This is a genomic window from Spirilliplanes yamanashiensis (assembly GCF_016863475.1).
Classification (GTDB): domain Bacteria; phylum Actinomycetota; class Actinomycetes; order Mycobacteriales; family Micromonosporaceae; genus Spirilliplanes; species Spirilliplanes yamanashiensis.
In genome coordinates, this window is record NZ_BOOY01000038.1 from 1 (window position 1) to 18,573 (window position 18,573).

An 18,573-nucleotide genomic window follows, 5' to 3' on the forward strand; every position below is an offset into this window, starting at 1 on the left:
CTGCCGGGCCCGCCCGCCGCGGTGTCACTTGATGAAGCTGACGCTCATCGGGTAGTTGTACATCTCGCCGTTGCTGGCCTTGGAGCCGGCGATGACGCCGAAGACGATGCCGACGATCATCGCGGCGATCGCCACGAAGGCGCCGATGATGATGCAGGTCAGGATCCAGCCGACCAGGGCGATGATCGACCAGAGGATCTGGAAGTTCAGCGCCTGCACGGCGTGCGCGCGCACGACGGGCGACTGGTTGCCGCGGGCGATGAGTGCGACCAGGGGCGCGATCCAGCCGGCGCAGCCGCCGCCGAAGAACGCGCCGGCCGCCCCGCCGAAGTGGGCGACGAGGATCCAGGTCTTGTCCTCGTTCGCGCCCGGGCCGTAGCCCGGGGCGCCGTAGCCGGGACCGCCGGGGGCGCCGGGGGCGCCGTAGCCCGGGGCGCCGGGGGCGCCGTAGCCGGGAGCGCCGTAGCCGGGGTGGCCGCCCTGCGGCGGGTAGGGGCCGGCGCCGGGCGGGCCGGACGTGGGCGGCGGGTAGCCGCCGGGCGGGCCCGACGTGGGCGGGGGAGCGTAGCCGCCGGGCGGGCCGGAGGTCGGCGGCGGGGCGTAGCCACCCGCGCCGGAGGTCGGCGGCGGGGGCGGCGGCGGGGCCGTCGGGTCGCTCGGCGGGACGTAACGGGTGGGGTCGTCGGCGTGGTCGCCCGGGCCCGGCGAGCCGGGCGGGCGCGGTGGTTCGCTCATGCGCACACCGTAGGGCCGCCGGTCCAGCCGGACCAGCGCCACACCGGACGATCTCCGGGCGGCCGCAGATCATCGCGTGGCGCCCAGGTGCGACGTAGACTGGCACTCAGTACAGTCGAGTGCCAGACGCCGCACGCCGACCGGTGGAGGGAGGGGCATGAGCCTGGACGACCGCAAGCTCGAGGTCCTGCGCGCCATCGTCGAGGACTACGTCGCCACCCAGGAGCCCGTCGGCAGCAAGGCGCTCGTCGAGCGCCACCAGCTCGGCGTGTCGCCCGCGACGGTGCGCAACGACATGGCCGTGCTGGAGGAGGAGGGCTACATCCGGCAGCCGCACACCAGTGCCGGCCGGGTGCCCACCGACCGCGGCTACCGGCTGTTCGTCGACCGGCTGTCCCGGGTCAAGCCGCTCACCCCGGCCGAGCGCCGGGCGATCGAGCGCTTCCTGGTGGGCGCGGTCGACCTGGACGACGTCGTGCACAAGACGGTGCGGCTGCTGGCCCAGCTCACCCGGCAGGTCGCCGTCGTGCAGTACCCGTCACTGCAGCGCTCCTCGGTGCGCCACCTCGAGCTGGTGCCGATCTCGACGACCCGGCTCATGCTGGTGATGATCGCCGACACCGGCCGCGTCGAGCAGCGCCTGGTCGAGCTGCCCGGCCCCACCAGCGCCGACGACGTGCTGGAGCTGCGCCGGCGCATCAACGAGAAGCTGGCCGGCCAGCGCCTCGCCGACACCCCGCCGCTGGTGCAGTCGTTGGTCGACGAGAGCGCGCCCGCCCAGCGCCTGATGGTGGCGTCGCTCGCCTCGGTGCTGCTGGAGACGCTGGTGGAGCGCACGGAGGAGCGGGTCGCGCTGGCGGGCACCGCCAACCTGACCCGCGGCGGTGTGCTGGACTTCCAGGGCACGCTGCGGCCCGTGCTGGAGGCGCTGGAGGAGGAGGTCATCCTCCTGAAGCTGATCGATGCGGTCGAGCCCAGCACCACCCGGGTGCGCATCGGCGACGAGAACGAGATCGACAACCTGCGGTCGGCCTCGGTGGTGAGCACCGGTTACGGGCCGGGTGTCACGATCCTCGGGGGGCTGGGCGTGCTCGGCCCGACGAGGATGGATTACCCCGGCACCATCGCGACCGTGCGCGCCGTGGCACGCTACGTCGGCGACCTGCTGGCACAGAACTGATCGCTCCGAGACGGCAGACATGAGGAATCAGAACGCTGTGGCGAAGGACTACTACGGGATCCTGGGCGTCAGCCGGGAGGCCACCGACGACGAGATCAAGCGCGCCTACCGGAAGCTGGCCCGCCAGTACCACCCGGACGTCAATCCGGACCCGGAGGCGCACGAGAAGTTCAAGGACATCAACGCGGCGTACGAGGTCCTCAGCGACGACAAGAAGCGGCAGATCGTCGACCTGGGCGGCGACCCGCTGTCGCCGGGCGGCGGCGGCCCGGGCGGCGGCCCCGGCGCGGGCGGCCCGTTCGTCGGGTTCCAGGACATCATGGACGCGTTCTTCGGCCAGGCGGCCGGCGGCGCCCGTGGCCCGCGGCCGCGCACGCGGCCCGGCGCCGACGCGATCCTCCGCCTCGAGCTGGACCTGAACGAGACTGCGTTCGGCGTCGAGGCGCCGATCACCGTCGACACCGCGGTGGTGTGCACGCAGTGCACCGGCGCGGGCACCGCCCCGGGCACCCACGTCGCCACCTGCGAGACGTGCGGCGGCCGCGGCGAGGTGCAGTCGGTGCAGCGCACGTTCCTCGGCCAGGTGGTCTCGTCGCGCCCGTGCACGGTGTGCCAGGGCTACGGCACGGTCATCCCGACCCCCTGCCCGACCTGCGCCGGCGACGGCCGCATCCGCACCCGCCGCTCGCTGACGGTCAAGATCCCGGCCGGTGTCGAGGACGGCATGCGCATCCGCCTGGCTCAGCAGGGCGAGGTGGGACCGGGCGGCGGCACGGCCGGCGACCTGTACGTGGAGATCTCCGAGCGCCCGCACGACGTCTACTCCCGCAAGGGCGACGACCTGCACTGCCGCGTGACGCTGCCGATGACGGCGGCGGCGCTGGGCACCCGCATGACGATCAAGACCCTCGACTCCGAGGAGCAGATCGAGGTCAAGCAGGGCACCCAGCCGGGCGCGACGCTGCGGGTGCGCGGCAAGGGCGTGCCGCACCTGCGCGGCCAGGGCCGCGGCGACCTGTTCGTCCACCTGGACGTGCGCACGCCGACCCGGCTCACCGCGGCGCAGGAGCAGATGCTGCGCGACTTCGCCAAGACCCGCGGCGAGGACGTGGCGGAACTCTCCAAGCAGGGCGGCTTCTTCTCCCGCATGCGTGACGCCTTCAACGGTCACTGAGTTGTAACGTCCCTGGGGTGTCCGCTCCGCTGTTCCTCGTCGACGCCCTGCCCACCGGTGACCGCTTCACCCTGGAGGGGCCCGAGGGGCACCACGCGGCGGCGGTGCAGCGCCTGCGCGTGGGCGAGCGGCTGGTGCTGGCCGACGGGCGCGGCGGCTCGGCGGCGGCCGAGGTCACGGCCGTGGGCCGCAGCGGTCTCGACGTGCGCGTCGGCGCCCGCTCGCAGGCCCCGGCGCCCGACCCGCGCCTGGTGGTCGTGCAGGGCATCGCGAAGGGCGACCGGGGCGAGCTGGCCGTCCAGGCGATGACCGAGGTCGGCGTCGACGAGATCGTGCCGTGGGCGGCGGCGCGGGCGGTGGCGCAGTGGCGCGGCGAGCGCGGCGACAAGGCCCGCGGCAAGTGGGTGTCGACCGCCCGGGAGGCCGCCAAGCAGGCCCGCCGGGCGTGGCTGCCGGTGATCGCGGGCGACCCGGACTGTTCGACGAAGCGGGTGGCCGCCCGGATCGGCGGGGCGGCGGCCGCGTTCGTGCTGCACGAGGAGGCCACCGACCGGCTGTCCGCGGTGGACCTGCCCGCGTCCGGCGACATTCTGCTGGTGGTGGGCCCCGAGGGCGGCATCACGGACGCGGAGCTGGGCGCGTTCGTGTCGGCGGGCGCCGCGGCGGTGCGGCTGGGCGGCGAGGTGCTGCGCACGTCGACGGCGGGCGTGGCGGCGCTCAGCGCCCTGTCGGTGCGGCTGGGCCGCTGGTAGGTCAGCGCAGGTAGGACGCGCCGTTCAGGTCGAGCACCGCGCCCGAGGCCCACTCCGCCTCCGCCGACGCCAGCCAGTGCACGGCGGCGGCCACCTCGTCGGGGCGGGCCACCCGGCCGAACGGGCTCTGCGCCCGGATCGCCGCGCCCCGTTCCGCCTTGAGGTGCTCGTTGGTCATGTCGGTCTCGACGAAGCCGGGGGCGACGCCGGCCACGGCGATGCCGTACGGGGCGAGCGCCACCGCCAGGGACTGGCCCATCGCGTTCAGCGCGGCCTTGCTGGCGCCGTACGCGGGCTGGTCGGGCTCGCCGCGGTAGGCGCCGCGCGACGACACGTTGACGATCCGGCCGCCGCGCCCGCGCATGTGCTGGGCGGCGCACCAGGCGGCGTTGGCGGCGCCGAGCAGGTTGACGTCGATCATGCCGCGCCAGGCGGCCAGCCACTCGTCGTAGCCGGTGCCGAAGACGGGGTGCGGCCGGCCGGCGCCGAGGAAGACGCCGGCGTTGTTGACCAGCACGTCGAGCCCGCCGAGGCCGTCGGCGGCGGCGTCCACGAAGGAGCGCACGGCGGCCGGGTCGGCCAGGTCGCCGCGCACGATCACGTGGCCGTCGCCGGGCAGCTCGGCCACCAGCGCCTCGGCCAGGCCGGCGGAGTCGCGGTGGTGCACCGCCACCCGGTCGCCGCCCGCCGCGAAGCGCGCCGCCACGGCCCGCCCCACGCCCCGCGACGCCCCGGTCACCAGGACCGCGCGGCCGCTCACCGGCCCGTCCCGCCCGCCGCGGAGCCCGCCGTGCAGTCGGACTCGCCGGGGGCCACCGAGATCCGGCTCGGCACCCAGGTCTGCAGTTCACCGTCGCTGGTCACACGCATCATCAGACACCGGTAGCGGGTCGCGCGCAGCACACCCGCCACCACGCCACCGTCGAAGGTGCCGACCTCCCGGCCGACGCGCGGGTCGAGCCGCAGGCCGGCCACCGCCCGGCGCAGCGACCGTTCGGTGACCGGCTCGCCGGCCGGCAGCGCCCGCGCCAGCTCGTCGCCGACGCCGGGCGGCAGCTCCGGATCCGTCGCCACGGTCACCGGCGGCCCGGCGGGGCAGTCGACCTCGTCCTGGACCAGGTCGTTGGTCGTGCCGTCGAACAGCAGCTCGAAGCACCAGCGCCCGGCCACCTCGCCGCCGCCTGCCCCGGCGACCCCGGCGGACCCCTCGGCCCGGACCACCAGCGTCACCCCGTCGCCGCGGTCGCGGTCGGCGCCGCGCACCGCCATCACCTCGATGCCGTCGGCCTGCGCGGCGTCGTGCACGTACTGGGCGGCCTCGCGGGCGTCGCCCTCCTCGACCCGGTCGGCGGCGCGTCCGGCGCGCTCCAGCGCCGCCGCGCGCGCCCGGTCGAGCGCCTGGTCGCGCGGCGACCCGGGGCTCAGCCACCGGCCGGCGAGCAGGCCCGCCCCGGCGAGCACCGCCAGCACCGCCGCCACCACGATCACTCTCGTCCCCCGCACGGCGCCGAGTATGGCCGAGCCCGCCCGCCCGCGCTGCCCCTAGGATCGCCCTGTGGACGACTGCCTGTTCTGCCGGATCGTCGCCGGCGAGATCCCCGCGACGACGGTGCACGAGACCCCGGCCATCCTGGCGTTCCGGGACATCGACCCGAAGGCCCCCGTACACGTGCTGGTGATCCCGAAGGACCACCACGCCGACGTCGCGTCGCTGGCCCTGGCCGACGCGGGCCTCGCGGGGGAGCTGCTGGCGGCGGCCGCCGCCGTGGCCGAGGCCGAGGGCCTGCGCGGCGACGGCTTCCGGCTGCTGTTCAACACCGGGGGGCACGGCGGCCAGGAGGTCGCCCACGTGCACGCGCACGTGCTGGGCGGCGCCCCGCTCGGGCCCATGCTGTGCCGGTGACGGCCGCCGCGCCGCACCTCGAACGCGCCGCGCGCCGGGTGCAGGCCGACGCCCGGGTGCCCGCCCTGTCGGTGGCCGTGCACCGCGGCGACCGCGAGCCGTGGACGCTCACGGTCGGCGCGTCCGGCACCGACGGCGCGCCGCTCGGGCCGGGCAGCGTGTTCCGGATCGGCTCGGTGACCAAGACGTTCACGGCGGTGCTGGTGCTGCAGTGCCGCGACGACGGCCTGCTCGACCTGGACGACCGGCTCGACGCGCACCTCGCCGTGCCCGCGCTGGGCGAGCTGACCGTGCGCCGGCTGCTGTCGCACACCGCCGGCCTGCAGCGCGAGCCGCACGGCGACGTGTGGGACACGCTGGTCGCCCCCGACGCGGACACGCTGCTGGCCGACCTGGCCCGGGTCGAGCGGGTGCTGCCCAACGGCCGCCGCTTCCACTACTCGAACCTCGGGTTCGCGCTGCTCGGCCGGCTCGCGGCGCAGCTGCGCGGCGGCACGTGGGCCGAGGTGCTCGCCGAGCGGGTGCTGACGCCGCTGGGGCTCACCGCCACCACGCCCGACCCCGGCCCGGACGCCGTGCAGGGCTGGCTGGTCGACACCTACTCCGACGCGGCCCGCCCCGAGCCGCGGCTCGACCTGGGCGCGGTCGGCCCGGCCGCGCAGCTGTGGGGCACGGCGGGCGACATGGCCCGGTGGGCGGCGTTCCTGGCCGACCCGGCCGCCGTCGACCCGGCCGGCGCCGTGCTCGCCCCGGCCACCCTCGACGAGGCCCGCTGGCCCGCCACGACGAACGACGAGACGGTCTGGTCGCTGGGCTTCGGGCTGGGCCTGATCCTGGCGCCGCAGGGCGACCGGGTCGTCCACGTCGGCCACGACGGCGCCATGCCCGGCTTCCTGGCCGGCGTCTACGGCCGGCGCGGCGGTGACGCCCCGCCCGGGCTGGGCGCGGCCGTGCTCGCCTCGTCCGGCACCGCCGTCGCCGCCCCCGACCTGGTGCACGACCTGCTCACGCTGTCGGTCGAGCACGACCCGGCCGACGTCGCGCCGTGGTCGATCGGGGCGCCCGCGCCGGCGGCGTACACGAGCGTGCTGGGCCGCTGGTGGAGCGAGGGCTTCGAGCACGTCTTCTCCTGGCACGACGGGGCGTTGCAGGCCCGGGTGGCCGGCGCGCCCGCGAACCGCCCGCCGGCGGTGTTCGAGCCGCTGCCCGACCGGCCCGACGTGCTGCGCACCGTCCGCGGGCGGGAGGCGGGCGAGCTGCTGCGGCTCACCCGGGACGCGGCCGGGGCGGTGGTGCGGATGCACTGGGCGACGTACCGGTTCACCCGCACGCAGGAGACGTTCACGGGCGAGAACGTGTCGGCGCCCTGACGGTCCGTATCGGGCGGAAATGCTCTCGGGCTCCGCGGCGTTGAACCGATACGATGGCGGGGTGAGCCGTGCCCGTGGGGGCGTGGCCGGACCGGAAGCAGGTGGGCTAGGCCGTATCGGCCGCGCTATGACCGCAGCGACTCCTCCCACGGGGCAGACTCGGGTGCAGACCAAGATCACCGTCTCTGACCCCCGGATCATGGTGAACCTGCTCGGCACCGGCGACGAGATCCTGCGCCTCGTGGAGCGCTCGGTCGCCTCCGACGTCCACGTCCGCGGCAACGAGATCACGATCACCGGCGCCGCCGCCGACAACGCGCTCGCCGAGCGCGTCTTCACGGAACTGCTCGAGCTCATCGAGAAGGGCGAGACACTGACCACCGATGCCGTCCGGCGCACCGTCGGCATGCTCGAGCAGGGCACGACCGAGCGGCCCGCCGAGGTCCTCACACTCAACATCCTGTCCCGGCGCGGGCGCACCATCCGCCCCAAGACGCTCGGCCAGAAGCGCTACGTCGACTCGATCGACGAGAACACGATCGTCTTCGGCATCGGCCCCGCCGGCACCGGCAAGACGTACCTGGCGATGGCCAAGGCCGTCCAGGCGCTCACGGCGAAGCAGGTCAACCGCATCATCCTGACCCGGCCGGCGGTCGAGGCGGGCGAGCGGCTGGGCTTCCTGCCGGGCACCCTGAACGAGAAGATCGACCCCTACCTGCGCCCGCTGTACGACGCGCTGCACGACATGCTCGACCCCGAGTCGATCCCGCGGCTCATGCAGGCGGGCACGATCGAGGTGGCGCCGCTGGCGTACATGCGCGGCCGCACGCTCAACGACGCGTTCATCATCCTCGACGAGGCGCAGAACACCACGCCCGAGCAGATGAAGATGTTCCTGACCCGCCTCGGTTTCGGCTCGAAGATCGTCGTCACCGGCGACGTCACCCAGGTCGACCTGCCCGGCGGCACCACCAGCGGCCTGCGGGTGGTGCGGGAGATCCTGCAGGGCGTCGAGGACGTGCACTTCGCGCAGCTCGGCAGCGCCGACGTCGTGCGGCACCGGCTCGTCGGCGAGATCGTCGACGCGTACGCCCGCTTCGACGCGGAGCAGGAGGCCGGCCAGCAGGCCGGCCAGGCCGTCCAGGTCGGTCCGGGCGGCCGCCGCGCCGGCCGCCGCCGCTAACCACAACTGGAGATCGAAGCCTCGTGTCCATCGAGATCGCCAACGAGTCCGGTGTCGACGTCGACACCGACGCGATTCTGGCGGCCGCCCGCTACGCCCTCGACGAGATGGGCGTCAACCCGCTCGCCGAGCTGTCCGTGCTGCTCGTCGACATCGACTACATGACCGAGCTCAACCACCGCTGGATGGGCTCCGACGGCCCGACGGACGTGCTGGCGTTCCCGATGGACGAGGGCAGCGTCGACCACGGCCCGGGCGAGGCCGGCACCGGCGAGCCCGCGCTGCTCGGCGACATCGTCCTGTGCCCCGAGGTCGCCGCGAAGCAGGCCGGACCGGCCGGGCACAGCCCCGCCGACGAGCTGCACCTGCTCACCGTGCACGGGGTGCTGCACCTGCTCGGCTACGACCACGCCGAGCCGGAGGAGGAGCGCGAGATGTTCGCGCTCCAGGCCCGCCTGCTCGAGGCGTGGCGGTCCACCCGCAAGGCGGGCTGAGCACGGTGGTGCCGTTGGCCCAAGCCCCGGCCGCCGCCACCGGGCTGCCCGACGCCCAGCTGATCGTGCTGGCCGCCGCCCTGGTGGTGCTGGCCGGCCTGGCGTCGATGACCGACGCCGCGCTGGGCGCCGTGTCGCCCGCCCGCGCCGCCGAGCAGGCCCGCGAGGGCGAGCGGGGCGCCGCCGCGCTGCAGGCCGTCGCGTCCGACGCGGTGCGCCACCTCAACCTGCTGCTCCTGCTGCGGCTCGTCTGCGAGCTGACCGCCACCACCCTGGTCGCGCTGGTCGCCGTCGAGACGTGGGGCGCCGGCTGGACGGCCGCGCTGGTCACCGCCGGGGCGATGACGCTGGTCAGCTTCGTCGTCGTCGGCGTCGGGCCGCGCACGGTCGGCCGCCAGCACGCGTACGCCGTCGGCAAGGCCACCGCGCCGCTGGTGCGCGGCCTGGGCCGGGCGCTGAACCCGCTCGCCTCGCTGCTCATCCTCATCGGCAACGCCGTGACGCCCGGCAAGGGCTTCCCCGAGGGCCCGTTCGGCAGCCAGGTCGAGCTGCGCGAGCTGGTCGACCTCGCCGAGCAGCGCGGCGTGGTCGAGCACGGCGAGCGCCAGATGATCCACTCGGTGTTCGCGCTCGGCGACACCATCGCCCGCGAGGTGATGGTGCCGCGCACCGACATGGTGTGGATCGAGCGGCCGAAGTCGCTGCGGCAGGCGCTCGTGCTGTTCCTGCGCTCGGGCTTCTCCCGCATCCCCGTCATCGGCGACAGCGTCGACGACGTGCTCGGCGTGCTCTACCTGAAGGACGTCATCCGGCGCACCCAGAGCGGCGACCCGGCCGCGGACGCGACGCCGGTGGCCGAGCTGATGCGCGAGGCCACGTTCGTGCCCGAGTCCAAGCCGGTCGACGACCTGCTGTCGGAGATGCAGGCCGCCCGCACCCACCTGGCCATCGTCGTCGACGAGTACGGCGGCACGGCCGGCCTGGTCACCATCGAGGACATCCTCGAGGAGATCGTCGGCGAGATCACCGACGAGTACGACGTCGAGCGCCCGCCGGTCGAGCACCTGGACGACGGCGCGGTGCGCGTCGCCGCCCGCCTGCCGATCGAGGACCTGGGCGAGATCTACGGCAAGGACCTGCCCGCCGACGAGGTCGAGACCGTCGGCGGCCTGCTCGCACAGCTTCTCGGCCGGGTGCCCATCCCCGGCGCGAGCGTGGACATCGACGGCCTGCACCTCGTCGCGGAGGGCGTCGTCGGGCGCCGCAACCGCATCGACACGGTGCTGGTCACGCCGATCCCGCCGGTCGAGGAGACCGCCGACGACACCGGAGCAGAGAGGCAACCCGCCGATGCCTGACCCCCTGATCGAGACCGCGCCCGCCCAGCTGGACGCGGAGGACGCGAAGCTCGTGACCCTGGCGCGCGGCGCCCGGGGCCGGGTGGGCGCGGTCGAGGGCGCCGCCGTGCGCGACCAGGACGGCCGCACGTACGCGGCCGCCACGGTCGGGCTGCCGTCGCTGGCGCTGACCGCCCTGCAGCTCGCGGTGGCCCAGGCCGCCGCGGCGGGCGCGACCCTGCTGGAGGCGGCCGCCGTGGTGACGGAGGGCTCCAACCTCGACGGCGCCGGCCACGCCGCCGTGCGCGACCTGGCCCCGAGCGCGCCGATCCACGTGGCGGCCCCTGACGGCACCCTGATCGGCACGGTGACCTCGTGACGTACCGCGCCGGGTTCGCGTGTTTCGTCGGGCGGCCGAACGCCGGCAAGTCCACGCTGACCAACGCGATCATCGGGCAGAAGATCGCGATCACGTCCAGCAAGCCGCAGACCACCCGGCACGTCATCCGCGCCGTCCTGCACCGGCCCGACGGCCAGATCGTGCTCGTCGACACGCCGGGCCTGCACCGGCCCAAGACGCTGCTCGGCGAGCGCCTCAACGACCTGGTCCGCGAGACGTGGAGCGAGGTCGACGTGATCGGCCTGTGCGTGCCGGCCGACGAGCCGGTCGGCAAGGGCGACAAGTTCATCACCGGCGAGCTGTCGCAGCTCAAGGCCACCGTGCTGGCCGTGGTGACGAAGACCGACCTGGTCGACAAGCGGACGCTGGCCGAGCAGCTGCTGGCGGTCAGCCGGCTCGCCGACTTCGCCGAGATCGTGCCGGTCAGCGCCGTCTCCGGCGACCAGGTGGGCCTGCTCACCGACGTGATGGCGAAGTACCTGCCGGAGAGCCCGCAGCTGTACCCGGACGACATGCTCACCGACGAGCCCGAGCAGGTGCTCATCGGCGAGCTGGTGCGCGAGGCGGCGCTCGAGGGCGTCCGCGACGAGCTGCCGCACTCCATCGCGGTGCTGGTCGAGGAGATGTTCGTCGAGAACGGCGTCACCAAGATCTTCGCCGACATCTACGTCGAGCGGTCCAGCCAGAAGGCGATCGTCATCGGGGCGCAGGCCAGCCGGCTGAAGGACGTCGGCACCCGGGCCCGGGCGGCGATCGAGGGCCTGCTCGGCACGAAGGTCTACCTGAACCTGCACGTCCGCGTCGCCAAGGAGTGGCAGCGGGACCCGAGACAGCTGCGGAAGCTGGGGTTCTAGACGACGGGAGCGAGCAGGGAGGCGCAGGCATGCGGCGGGAGACGATCCTCATCACCGGCGCGGGGGGCCGGGTGGCCCGGATGCTGCGCTGCCGGCTCGCCCGTCCGGGGCGCACGCTGCGCCTGCTCGACCCCGCGGAACTCACCGCCGAGCCGGGCGAGGTCGTGTTCACCGGCTCGGTCACCGACGCGGCGCTGATGGCGCGGGCGGCGGCCGGGTGCGACGCGATCCTGCACCTGGGCGGCCTGCCCGGTGAGGCGCCCTGGGCGGCGCTGGCCGAGGTGAACGTGGAGGGCACCCGGACCGTGCTGGAGGCCGCCCGGCTGGCCGGGGTGCCGCGCGTGCTGCTGGCCTCGTCCGCGCACGTGGCGGGCTTCTACCGGCGGCCCGGCGCGATCCCGCGCCCGCGCGGCGTCACCGGCCCGGCCGACCCGCTGCCCGCGGACGCCCCGGCGCGCCCCGACACCCTGTACGGGGTCAGCAAGGCCGCCGCCGAGGCGCTGGGCAGCCTGTACGCCGACCGGTTCGGTCTGGCCGTGTACGCGCTGCGGCTGGGCGACTGCGCACCGGAGCCGCCGGGGGAGTGGGCGCTGCACTCGTGGCTGTCGCCGGGCGACGCGGCGCGCCTCGTGGAGGCGTGTTTGAGCTCCGCCTTGATCGGTTATCAGGTCGTCTGGGGGATCAGCCGCAACGCGCGCCGCTGGTGGTCGTTGACCGAGGGCGAGCGGATCGGTTACCACCCCGCCGATGACGCGGAGGAGTACGCCGGCGCGATCGCTGCCGCGCACGGCGACCGGGCAACGACGCTCGGGCTCGCCGGTGGGCGGTCGGCGGTCGCGCCGCTCGGCGAGCGCCGCCGCTGAGCCGGTCCGCCGCTCGCGTCGGCCCCTGTCGCCAACGGGCGGAGTCTCATGCGGAACCGGTACCTGGACCTGCTGCGCGCCGTCGCGATCGTCCGCGTCGTCGTCTACCACGTCACGGGCCTGTCCCTGCTCACCGTGCTGATCCCCGCCATGCCGGTGATGTTCGCGCTGGCGGGCTCGCTCATGGCGGCCTCGGCCGACCGGTCCGGGCTGGGCGCCGTCGGCCGGCGCCTGCGCCGGCTGCTGCCGTCGCTGTGGGTGTTCGCCGCCGTGTTCGTACCCGCCATGCTGCTCACCGGCCTGGCGTGGGAGCCGAGGGTGCTGCTGTGGCTGCTGCCGCTGCAGGACCCGCCCGCGAACGGCTGGGGCGCCCAGGCGCTGAGCGCCAACTGGTACCTGCGTGACTTCCTGTGGTTCGTGCTGCTGTCGCCGGCCGCGCTGTGGCTGTTCCGGCGCGCCCCGTGGCCGACGCTGGCCGTCCCGTACGCCATCCTGCTGGCCTGCGAGTTCGCCGGGTGGGCGCCGCCGGTCGTGGTCCGCGACATCGGCCTGTACTTCGGCGCGTGGATGCTCGGCTTCGCCCACCACGACGGCCTGCTGCGCCGCCTGGCGCCGCGCCGGCTGCTGGCCCTCGCGGGCGTCCTCGCCGCGGCCGGGCTGGCCTGGACGCTGACCCACCCGGGGCCGCGCGGCTACGACCTCAACGACATCCCCGTCGGCAACGCGCTGTGGTCCGGCGCGTTCATCCTGGTGGCGCTCGGCTTCGCCGACCGCGCCGAGGCGAGGCTGCGGCTGAGCGCGCGATGGGAGAGAGTGGTCACCGTGCTGAACGCCAGAGCTCTGACGATCTACCTGTGGCACGTGCCGATCATCGTCGGCGTCACCCTCTTCGCCCTCGACCGCGGCTGGCCCGTGCTCGGCGCGGCCGGCTCCGGCTGGCGGCTCGCCGTCGTGGCGGTGGCCCTCGTCGTGGTCGTCGCGCTGGTCGGCTGGGTCGAGGACGTCGCCGGCCGGCGCCGCCCCGTCCTGCTGCCCGGCCGCCGCCGGGCCGCGGCGCGGCCGGCCGCGTCGTCGGTGCCCGTCTCGCCCGCGCCGATCCCGGTGTCGCCCGCCCCGGGCAACCCGATCCCGGCCGACCCGGAGACGCTGCCGATGCCGCCGGACCCGTTCCCGGACGACCCGGTGCCGATCCCGATCTCCCCGGTGCCGATCCCGGTGTCGCCCGCGCCGGGCGCCCCCGACCCGTTCCCGGACGACCCGGCTCCCGTGCCGGTGTCCCCGGCGCCCGGCGCGCCGGACCCGTGGCGCGAGCCGGCACCCGAACCGGTGACCGAGCCGGAGCCGGCCGCCCCGGCGCCCGACGGGCCCGAGCCCGTCCCGGCCGGCCCGGCGCCGGCCGGCGCGGTGCTGCACGCGCACGTCGGCACCGGCGAGCACCTGGTGCACGCCGCCGGCGGCCACGACCCGGCGCTGCCCGCGGTGCCCGCCCTGGCGCTGCCGGTGCTGATCGACCTGGCGGCCCACCGCAAGCCCGCCGACGGCCGCCCGGCCCGCCGCGCCGAACCGGCCCGGGCCGGCCGGCGCCCGGCGCGCCGCCGCACCTCGTCCTGACCCGCGCCGCCCGCCGGGGCATGATCGGGCGATGCGGATGACCTCGGTGGCGGTGCGGCGCACCTACTACCTGCTTGGGCTGGGCAACGCCCTCGCCGCGTCGCTCATCTGGGGCATCAACACGATCTTCCTGCTCGACGCGGGCCTGTCGAACCTGGAGGCGTTCGCCGCCAACGCGTTCTTCACCGCCGGCATGGTGCTGTTCGAGGTGCCGACCGGGGTGGTCGCCGACACCTGGGGGCGCCGCCCGTCGTTCCTGCTGGGCACGCTCACCCTGGCCGTGTCCACCGCGCTGTACGTGCTGCTCTGGCAGGTCGGCGCGGGGTTCTGGTGGTGGGCGCTGGTCAGCGTGTTCATCGGCCTCGGGTTCACCTTCTTCTCCGGCGCCACCGAGGCGTGGCTGGTCGACGCGCTGACGGCCACCGGCTACGACGGCGAGGTCGAGGCCGTGTTCGCCCGGGGCCAGGTGTTCACCGGCGTCGGCACCCTGGCCGGCTCGGTCGGCGGCGGCTACCTCGCCCAGTTCGCGGGGCTCGGCGCCCCGTTCGTGCTGCGCGCCGGCATCCTCGTGGTGATGTTCGTGCTGGCCGCCGTGCTCATGCGCGACCTGGGCTTCACGCCCGACCGCAGCCGCGGCCCCCTCGGCGAGGTGCGGCACATCGCCGCCAACTCCGTCGAGTACGGCTGGCGCGTCCCGGCGGTGCGCCACCTCATGCTGGCGGCCCCGTTCACCGGCGGGGTCAGCATCTACGTCTTCTACGCCCTGCAGCCGCACCTGCTCGACCTGTGGGGCGACCCGGCGGCGTACGGCATCGCGGGGCTGGTCGCCGCGATCACGGCCGGCGCGCAGATCGCCGGCGGGCTGGTGGCTCCGCAGCTGCGCCGGGTGTTCCGGCGGCGCACCTCCGGCCTGCTGTTCGCGATCGGCGCGGGCAGCGTCGCCGTGCTGCTCATCGGCGTGGTGACGAACTTCTGGGCGGTGCTGGGGCTGATCGTCGTGTGGGGGCTGCTCGGGTCGGCGGCGCTGCCGCTGCGCCAGGCGTACCTGAACGGGCTCATCCCGTCGCGGCAGCGGGCCACGATCCTGTCGTTCGACTCGCTGATGAGCTCGACGGGCGGCGTGGTGCTGCAGCCCGGGCTCGGGCGCGCCGCCGACGTGTGGGGCTACCCGGCCACGTACCTGATGTCGGGGGCGCTGTCGCTGCTCGCGCTGCCGTTCGTGGCGCTGTCGCGGCGGCAGGGCGCGCCGGCCGACACGGCCACCCGGCCGGCCCCGGCGCTGCCCCAGGCCTGAGCGGTCAGCCGAACCGCACGTACACGTCGCCGTTGTCGGTGACCACGTCGAGCAGGTGGGCGGCCGACGCGACGTCCGGCACGGACACCTCCTGGTCGCCGTTGCCGGTGGCGACCTGCACGCGGTACGCGCCCTGCGGCACCGCCACGGTGACGTCGCCGTTGCTCGCCCGGGCCCGCACCGCCACCGCCTCGGCCAGCCGCAGCTCGACGTTGCCGGAGGTGGTCTCGGCCGTGACCGCGCCGGCGATCCCGCGGGCCTCCACGTCGCCCGAGGTCGCGGTGAGCTCGACGGCGCCCTTGACGCCGCTGGCCACGATGTCGCCGGACGTGGTGCGCACGGCGACCGTGCCGGTGGCGCCGTCGACCGTCACGTCGCCCGACTGCAGCTCGACGTCGACCTTGCCGACCCGGGTGAGCCGGATGTCGCCGGAGCCCAGCGACCCCGTCACCGCCACCCCGGCCGGGGCCTCGATGTCGTAGGTGACGAAGCAGTCGTTGCCGCACCGGGTGTCGATCGTCAGCACCGACCCCTCGATCCGGTACGTGCGCTCCGGCTCCGCGCCCCGGTAGCGCACCACCCGGTTGACCGCCGTGTCCGCCCGCGACGACGAGCGCACCAGCACGTCGCCCGCGCCGCCCGACAGCCGGATCTCCGTGATCTTGGCGGTCTCCGTGTCGGAGAACTCGAGCTGGGCCTGCGGGGTCGCGAAGCACCCGGTCAGCGAGAGGGTCCCGGCCAGGGCGGCGACGCCGAGCGCACGCGTGAGGTTCATGCCCCGAAACCTACGGCCGGGGGCGTGCCGGGACATCCGTCGGATCCCCTGACTCGACCCTGAGAGGAGATGTCGGGGGTGGGGTGCAAGATGTGGGGGTGCCGCCCGGATACCGCCGACAGCTCTACCGCGACGACGCGGTGGTGCTGCGCGTGCAGAAGCTGGGCGAGAGCGACCGCATCATCACCCTGCTGACCCGCCACCACGGCCGCCTGCGCGCCGTCGCCCGCGGCGTCCGGCGCACCACCAGCAAGTTCGGGGCCCGGCTCGAACCGTTCGGCCACGTCGACCTGCAGCTCGCCGGCTCGCCCGAGGGCGTCGGCAGCGCACTGCACTCAGTCAGCCAGGTCGAGGCGATCGACCTGTACGGCGGCACGTTCCTCGCCGACTATCCGCGCTACACGGCCGCCAGCGCGATCGCCGAGACGGCCGAGCGGCTCACCCCCATCGAGCGCGAGCCGTCGCTGCGCATCTTCCAGCTCACCCTCGGCGCGCTGCGCGCCCTGGCCGCCCGCGAGCACGACAGCAGCCTCGTCCTCGACGCCTACCTGCTGCGCGGCATGTCCTACGCCGGCTGGGCGCCCGCCCTGGCCGAGTGCGCGGTGTGCGGCACCCCCGGCCGGCACGGCGCGTTCTCGGTGCCCGCGGGCGGGTCGGTCTGCCCCGACTGCCGGCCGCCCGGCGCCGCCCACCCCGCCCCGGCCACGCTCGGGCTCATGTCGGCGCTCACCAGCGGCGACTGGTCGGTCGCCGACGCCGCCGAGGGCCCGGTCCGGCGCGAGTGCAGCGGCCTGGTCGCGGCCCACCTGCAGTGGCACCTCGAAAAGGCGCTGCGCTCCCTGCCCCTGGTGGACCGCCGCACCGGCCCCTGATGCGACGATGACGGCCGCACGCGCCACACCACGGGGAGACGCCACCATGCCGAAACCGCCCACGCCGCACCCGTCCGGGGTGCGCCCGCCCGAGCTGCCGAAGGCGAGCCTGCCGAAGCACGTCGCGCTCGTCATGGACGGCAACGGGCGGTGGGCCAAGGAACGCGGCCTGCCCCGCACCCGCGGCCACGAGCAGGGCGAGTTCTCGCTGTTCGACACCATCGAGGGCGCCATCGAGCTGGGCATCCCGTACCTGTCGGCGTACGCGTTCTCCACCGAGAACTGGAAGCGCTCGCCGGACGAGGTGCGCTTCCTGATGGGCTTCAACCGCGACGTCATCCGCCGCCGCCGCGACCAGCTCGTCGACCTGGGCGTGCGGGTCGTCTGGTCGGGCCGGCCGGGCCGGCTGTGGAAGAGCGTCATCGGCGAGCTGCAGACCGCCGAGCAGATGTCGCAGCACAACTCGACGCTGACCCTGCAGTTCTGCGTCAACTACGGCGGCCGCGCCGAGGTCGCCGACGCGGCGGCCGCCCTGGCCCGCGACGTCGCCGCCGGCAAGGTCAACCCCGACAAGATCACCGAGAAGGTGTTCGCCCGCTACCTCTACCACCCCGAGGTGCCCGAGGTGGACCTGTTCCTGCGGCCGTCGGGTGAGCAGCGCACGTCGAACTTCCTGCTCTGGCAGTCCGCGTACGCCGAGATGGTCTACCTCGACACGCTGTGGCCCGACTTCGACCGCCGGCACCTCTGGTACGCCTGCGAGCTGTACGCGGGCCGCGACCGGCGCTTCGGCGGCGCGCTACCCAACCCGGTCAAGCCCGCCCAGCAGCCGCACCACTGAGGACGTGTCGGACAGGTCGGTGAGCACGTGGTGCGCCCCGGCCGCCCGCAGGTCGCCGGCGCGCGTGCTGCCCGTCGCCACGCCCACCGCGACGGCGTCGTTGGCCAGCGCGCCGGCCACGTCCGCCACCGTGTCGCCGACCACGACCGCCTCGAACGGCTCGCCGTACTTCGCCTCGGCCCGCTCCCGGCTGCGCCGCACCAGGGTGGCGCGCACGTGGTCCTCGGTGCCGTAGCCGCCCACCTCGGCGTCGAACACCCCGCCCAGCCCGAACGCGGCCACCTTCAGCCGCGCCACCGGCGCGATGTTGCCGGTCACCAGGGTCTGCACCACGTGCGGGTGCGCGGCCAGCCCGGCCAGGACGTCGCGCACGCCCGGCATCAGGCTGCCGTGCTCGGCGAACAGGTGCCGGTCGGCGTGCACCCGCTCGGCGTAGGTGGCGAAGAAGCGCTCGGGCGTGCAGTCGGTGACCCCGTGCACGTCGAACACCTCCGCGCAGATGTCCAGGTCGGTGCGCCCGCCCAGGATCGGCATGTGCCGCCACTGCTGCCCGGTCACCGCCGTGAACGCCGCCTTCCACGCGTTGCCGGCCACGCCGCCGCCGCGCAGCAGCGTGTAGTCGATGTCCCACATCACGAGCCGCCTCACGAGAGCGCGTCCTCGATCCGCCGGACCTTGGCCTCCAGTGCGCCGGTCACGCCGGGCCGCACGTCGGCCTTGAGGGTGACGCTGACCCGCGGGGCGCCGGCGGCGACGGCGTCGACGGCCCGCTTGACGACCGCCATCACCTCGTCCCACTCGCCCTCGACGGTGGTGAACATGGCGTCGGTGCGGTGCGGCAGCCCGGACTCGCGGACGACCCGGACGGCCTCGGCCACCAGGTCGCCGACGGAGTCACCGGCGCCGAGCGGCGTGACGGAGAAGGCGACGAGCAT

At 75.0% G+C, this 18,573-nt stretch carries 20 protein-coding genes and 1 pseudogene; 15 read left to right on the forward strand and 6 right to left on the reverse strand.

From position 1 onward, the window contains the following. Positions 1–24: 24 nt before the first annotated feature. Positions 25–735: a DUF4870 domain-containing protein gene (locus Sya03_RS26915; RefSeq protein ID WP_203941227.1), complete on the reverse strand. Its 711-nt coding sequence runs from the start codon at positions 733–735 to the stop codon at positions 25–27. A 157-nt stretch (positions 736–892) separates the two neighbouring features. Here Sya03_RS26915 and hrcA point away from each other — a divergent pair, with 157 nt between their 5' ends. The 3 genes from hrcA to Sya03_RS26930 are packed head-to-tail and all read left to right on the forward strand — an operon-like array spanning position 893 to position 3,841. After that, positions 893–1,915 (forward strand): heat-inducible transcriptional repressor HrcA, encoded by a 1,023-nt coding sequence (gene hrcA, locus Sya03_RS26920; RefSeq protein WP_203941228.1) that lies wholly within the window; start codon positions 893–895, stop codon positions 1,913–1,915. A 37-nt stretch (positions 1,916–1,952) separates the two neighbouring features. Further along, positions 1,953–3,089: a molecular chaperone DnaJ gene (gene dnaJ / locus Sya03_RS26925; RefSeq protein WP_203941348.1), complete on the forward strand. Its 1,137-nt coding sequence runs from the start codon at positions 1,953–1,955 to the stop codon at positions 3,087–3,089. A gap of 17 nt (positions 3,090–3,106) precedes the next feature. Then, entirely contained in the window at positions 3,107–3,841 is a 735-nt protein-coding gene (locus Sya03_RS26930; RefSeq protein WP_203941229.1) for a 16S rRNA (uracil(1498)-N(3))-methyltransferase, read from the forward strand. Position 3,842: 1 nt separating this feature from the next. Here the strand turns inward: Sya03_RS26930 and Sya03_RS26935 are convergent, their stop codons facing one another. Beyond that, entirely contained in the window at positions 3,843–4,601 is a 759-nt protein-coding gene (locus tag Sya03_RS26935) for an SDR family NAD(P)-dependent oxidoreductase (protein WP_203941230.1), read from the reverse strand. Beyond that, positions 4,598–5,344 carry a hypothetical protein gene (locus Sya03_RS26940; protein ID WP_203941231.1) on the reverse strand — a complete coding sequence of 249 codons (747 nt, stop codon included), beginning with the start codon at positions 5,342–5,344 and terminating at the stop codon, positions 4,598–4,600. Before Sya03_RS26940 ends, Sya03_RS26935 begins: the two co-directional genes overlap by 4 nt. Positions 5,345–5,396: 52 nt before the next feature. On the opposite strand from Sya03_RS26940, the gene Sya03_RS26945 reads away from it, so the two are divergent. The 10 genes and pseudogenes from Sya03_RS26945 (at position 5,397) to Sya03_RS26990 (ending at position 15,150) form a co-directional block, all read left to right on the forward strand. Then, the gene (locus tag Sya03_RS26945; RefSeq protein WP_203941232.1) at positions 5,397–5,744 is read left to right on the forward strand and encodes an HIT domain-containing protein; all 348 of its coding nucleotides are present in this window, start codon (positions 5,397–5,399) and stop codon (positions 5,742–5,744) included. Further along, entirely contained in the window at positions 5,741–7,114 is a 1,374-nt protein-coding gene (locus tag Sya03_RS26950; RefSeq protein WP_203941233.1) for a serine hydrolase domain-containing protein, read from the forward strand. The genes Sya03_RS26945 and Sya03_RS26950 overlap by 4 nt, the downstream gene beginning before the upstream one ends. Before the next feature lie 127 nt (positions 7,115–7,241). Next, positions 7,242–8,297: a PhoH family protein gene (locus tag Sya03_RS26955; protein WP_203941234.1), complete on the forward strand. Its 1,056-nt coding sequence runs from the start codon at positions 7,242–7,244 to the stop codon at positions 8,295–8,297. 23 nt (positions 8,298–8,320) lie between these two features. Beyond that, a complete protein-coding gene (ybeY, locus tag Sya03_RS26960; RefSeq protein ID WP_203941235.1) occupies positions 8,321–8,791 on the forward strand; it encodes an rRNA maturation RNase YbeY in 471 nt (156 codons plus the stop codon). A 5-nt stretch (positions 8,792–8,796) separates the two neighbouring features. Further along, positions 8,797–10,149, forward strand: a complete 1,353-nt coding sequence (locus Sya03_RS26965; protein WP_203941349.1) for a hemolysin family protein — start codon at positions 8,797–8,799, stop codon at positions 10,147–10,149. Next, complete coding sequence (locus tag Sya03_RS26970) at positions 10,142–10,507, forward strand: cytidine deaminase-like protein (protein WP_203941236.1); 366 nt, start codon at positions 10,142–10,144, stop codon at positions 10,505–10,507. The genes Sya03_RS26965 and Sya03_RS26970 overlap by 8 nt, the downstream gene beginning before the upstream one ends. Continuing rightward, positions 10,504–11,382, forward strand: a complete 879-nt coding sequence (gene era, locus Sya03_RS26975) for a GTPase Era (protein WP_203941237.1) — start codon at positions 10,504–10,506, stop codon at positions 11,380–11,382. The genes Sya03_RS26970 and era overlap by 4 nt, the downstream gene beginning before the upstream one ends. Before the next feature lie 29 nt (positions 11,383–11,411). Continuing rightward, positions 11,412–12,245, forward strand: a complete 834-nt coding sequence (locus tag Sya03_RS26980; protein WP_203941238.1) for an NAD-dependent epimerase/dehydratase family protein — start codon at positions 11,412–11,414, stop codon at positions 12,243–12,245. A 48-nt stretch (positions 12,246–12,293) separates the two neighbouring features. Beyond that, positions 12,294–13,403: pseudogene (locus tag Sya03_RS26985) on the forward strand (acyltransferase family protein); the annotation flags it as partial. 484 nt (positions 13,404–13,887) lie between these two features. Beyond that, positions 13,888–15,150: an MFS transporter gene (locus tag Sya03_RS26990; protein ID WP_203941240.1), complete on the forward strand. Its 1,263-nt coding sequence runs from the start codon at positions 13,888–13,890 to the stop codon at positions 15,148–15,150. A gap of 4 nt (positions 15,151–15,154) precedes the next feature. On the opposite strand, the gene Sya03_RS26995 is transcribed toward Sya03_RS26990, so the two are convergent. Beyond that, positions 15,155–15,925 carry a DUF4097 family beta strand repeat-containing protein gene (locus Sya03_RS26995; protein WP_203941241.1) on the reverse strand — a complete coding sequence of 257 codons (771 nt, stop codon included), beginning with the start codon at positions 15,923–15,925 and terminating at the stop codon, positions 15,155–15,157. A gap of 98 nt (positions 15,926–16,023) precedes the next feature. On the opposite strand from Sya03_RS26995, the gene recO reads away from it, so the two are divergent. Beyond that, positions 16,024–16,797: a DNA repair protein RecO gene (recO, locus tag Sya03_RS27000; protein WP_203941242.1), complete on the forward strand. Its 774-nt coding sequence runs from the start codon at positions 16,024–16,026 to the stop codon at positions 16,795–16,797. Positions 16,798–16,843: 46 nt separating this feature from the next. Further along, positions 16,844–17,638 (forward strand): isoprenyl transferase, encoded by a 795-nt coding sequence (locus Sya03_RS27005; RefSeq protein ID WP_203941243.1) that lies wholly within the window; start codon positions 16,844–16,846, stop codon positions 17,636–17,638. Here the strand turns inward: Sya03_RS27005 and Sya03_RS27010 are convergent. Then, entirely contained in the window at positions 17,597–18,286 is a 690-nt protein-coding gene (locus tag Sya03_RS27010; RefSeq protein WP_239107885.1) for an HAD family hydrolase, read from the reverse strand. The genes Sya03_RS27005 and Sya03_RS27010 overlap by 42 nt on opposite strands. After that, on the reverse strand, positions 18,283–18,573 hold the full coding sequence (locus Sya03_RS27015) for an MTH1187 family thiamine-binding protein (protein WP_203941244.1): 291 nt from the start codon (positions 18,571–18,573) through the stop codon (positions 18,283–18,285). Before Sya03_RS27015 ends, Sya03_RS27010 begins: the two co-directional genes overlap by 4 nt.

What these genes read in the sequence shown, in the direction of transcription:
- Sya03_RS27005 (WP_203941243.1), top strand. Translation starts at nt 16,844, where the DNA reads ATGCCGAAACCGCCCACGCCGCACCCGTCCGGGGTGCGCCCGCCCGAG.
- Sya03_RS26980 (WP_203941238.1), top strand. Translation starts at nt 11,412, where the DNA reads ATGCGGCGGGAGACGATCCTCATCACCGGCGCGGGGGGCCGGGTGGCC.
- Sya03_RS27015 (WP_203941244.1), bottom strand. Translation starts at nt 18,573, where the DNA reads ATGCTCGTCGCCTTCTCCGTCACGCCGCTCGGCGCCGGTGACTCCGTC.
- Sya03_RS26915 (WP_203941227.1), bottom strand. Translation starts at nt 735, where the DNA reads ATGAGCGAACCACCGCGCCCGCCCGGCTCGCCGGGCCCGGGCGACCAC.
- hrcA (WP_203941228.1), top strand. Translation starts at nt 893, where the DNA reads ATGAGCCTGGACGACCGCAAGCTCGAGGTCCTGCGCGCCATCGTCGAG.
- Sya03_RS26990 (WP_203941240.1), top strand. Translation starts at nt 13,888, where the DNA reads ATGCGGATGACCTCGGTGGCGGTGCGGCGCACCTACTACCTGCTTGGG.
- Sya03_RS26955 (WP_203941234.1), top strand. Translation starts at nt 7,242, where the DNA reads ATGACCGCAGCGACTCCTCCCACGGGGCAGACTCGGGTGCAGACCAAG.
- Sya03_RS26970 (WP_203941236.1), top strand. Translation starts at nt 10,142, where the DNA reads ATGCCTGACCCCCTGATCGAGACCGCGCCCGCCCAGCTGGACGCGGAG.
- Sya03_RS26995 (WP_203941241.1), bottom strand. Translation starts at nt 15,925, where the DNA reads ATGAACCTCACGCGTGCGCTCGGCGTCGCCGCCCTGGCCGGGACCCTC.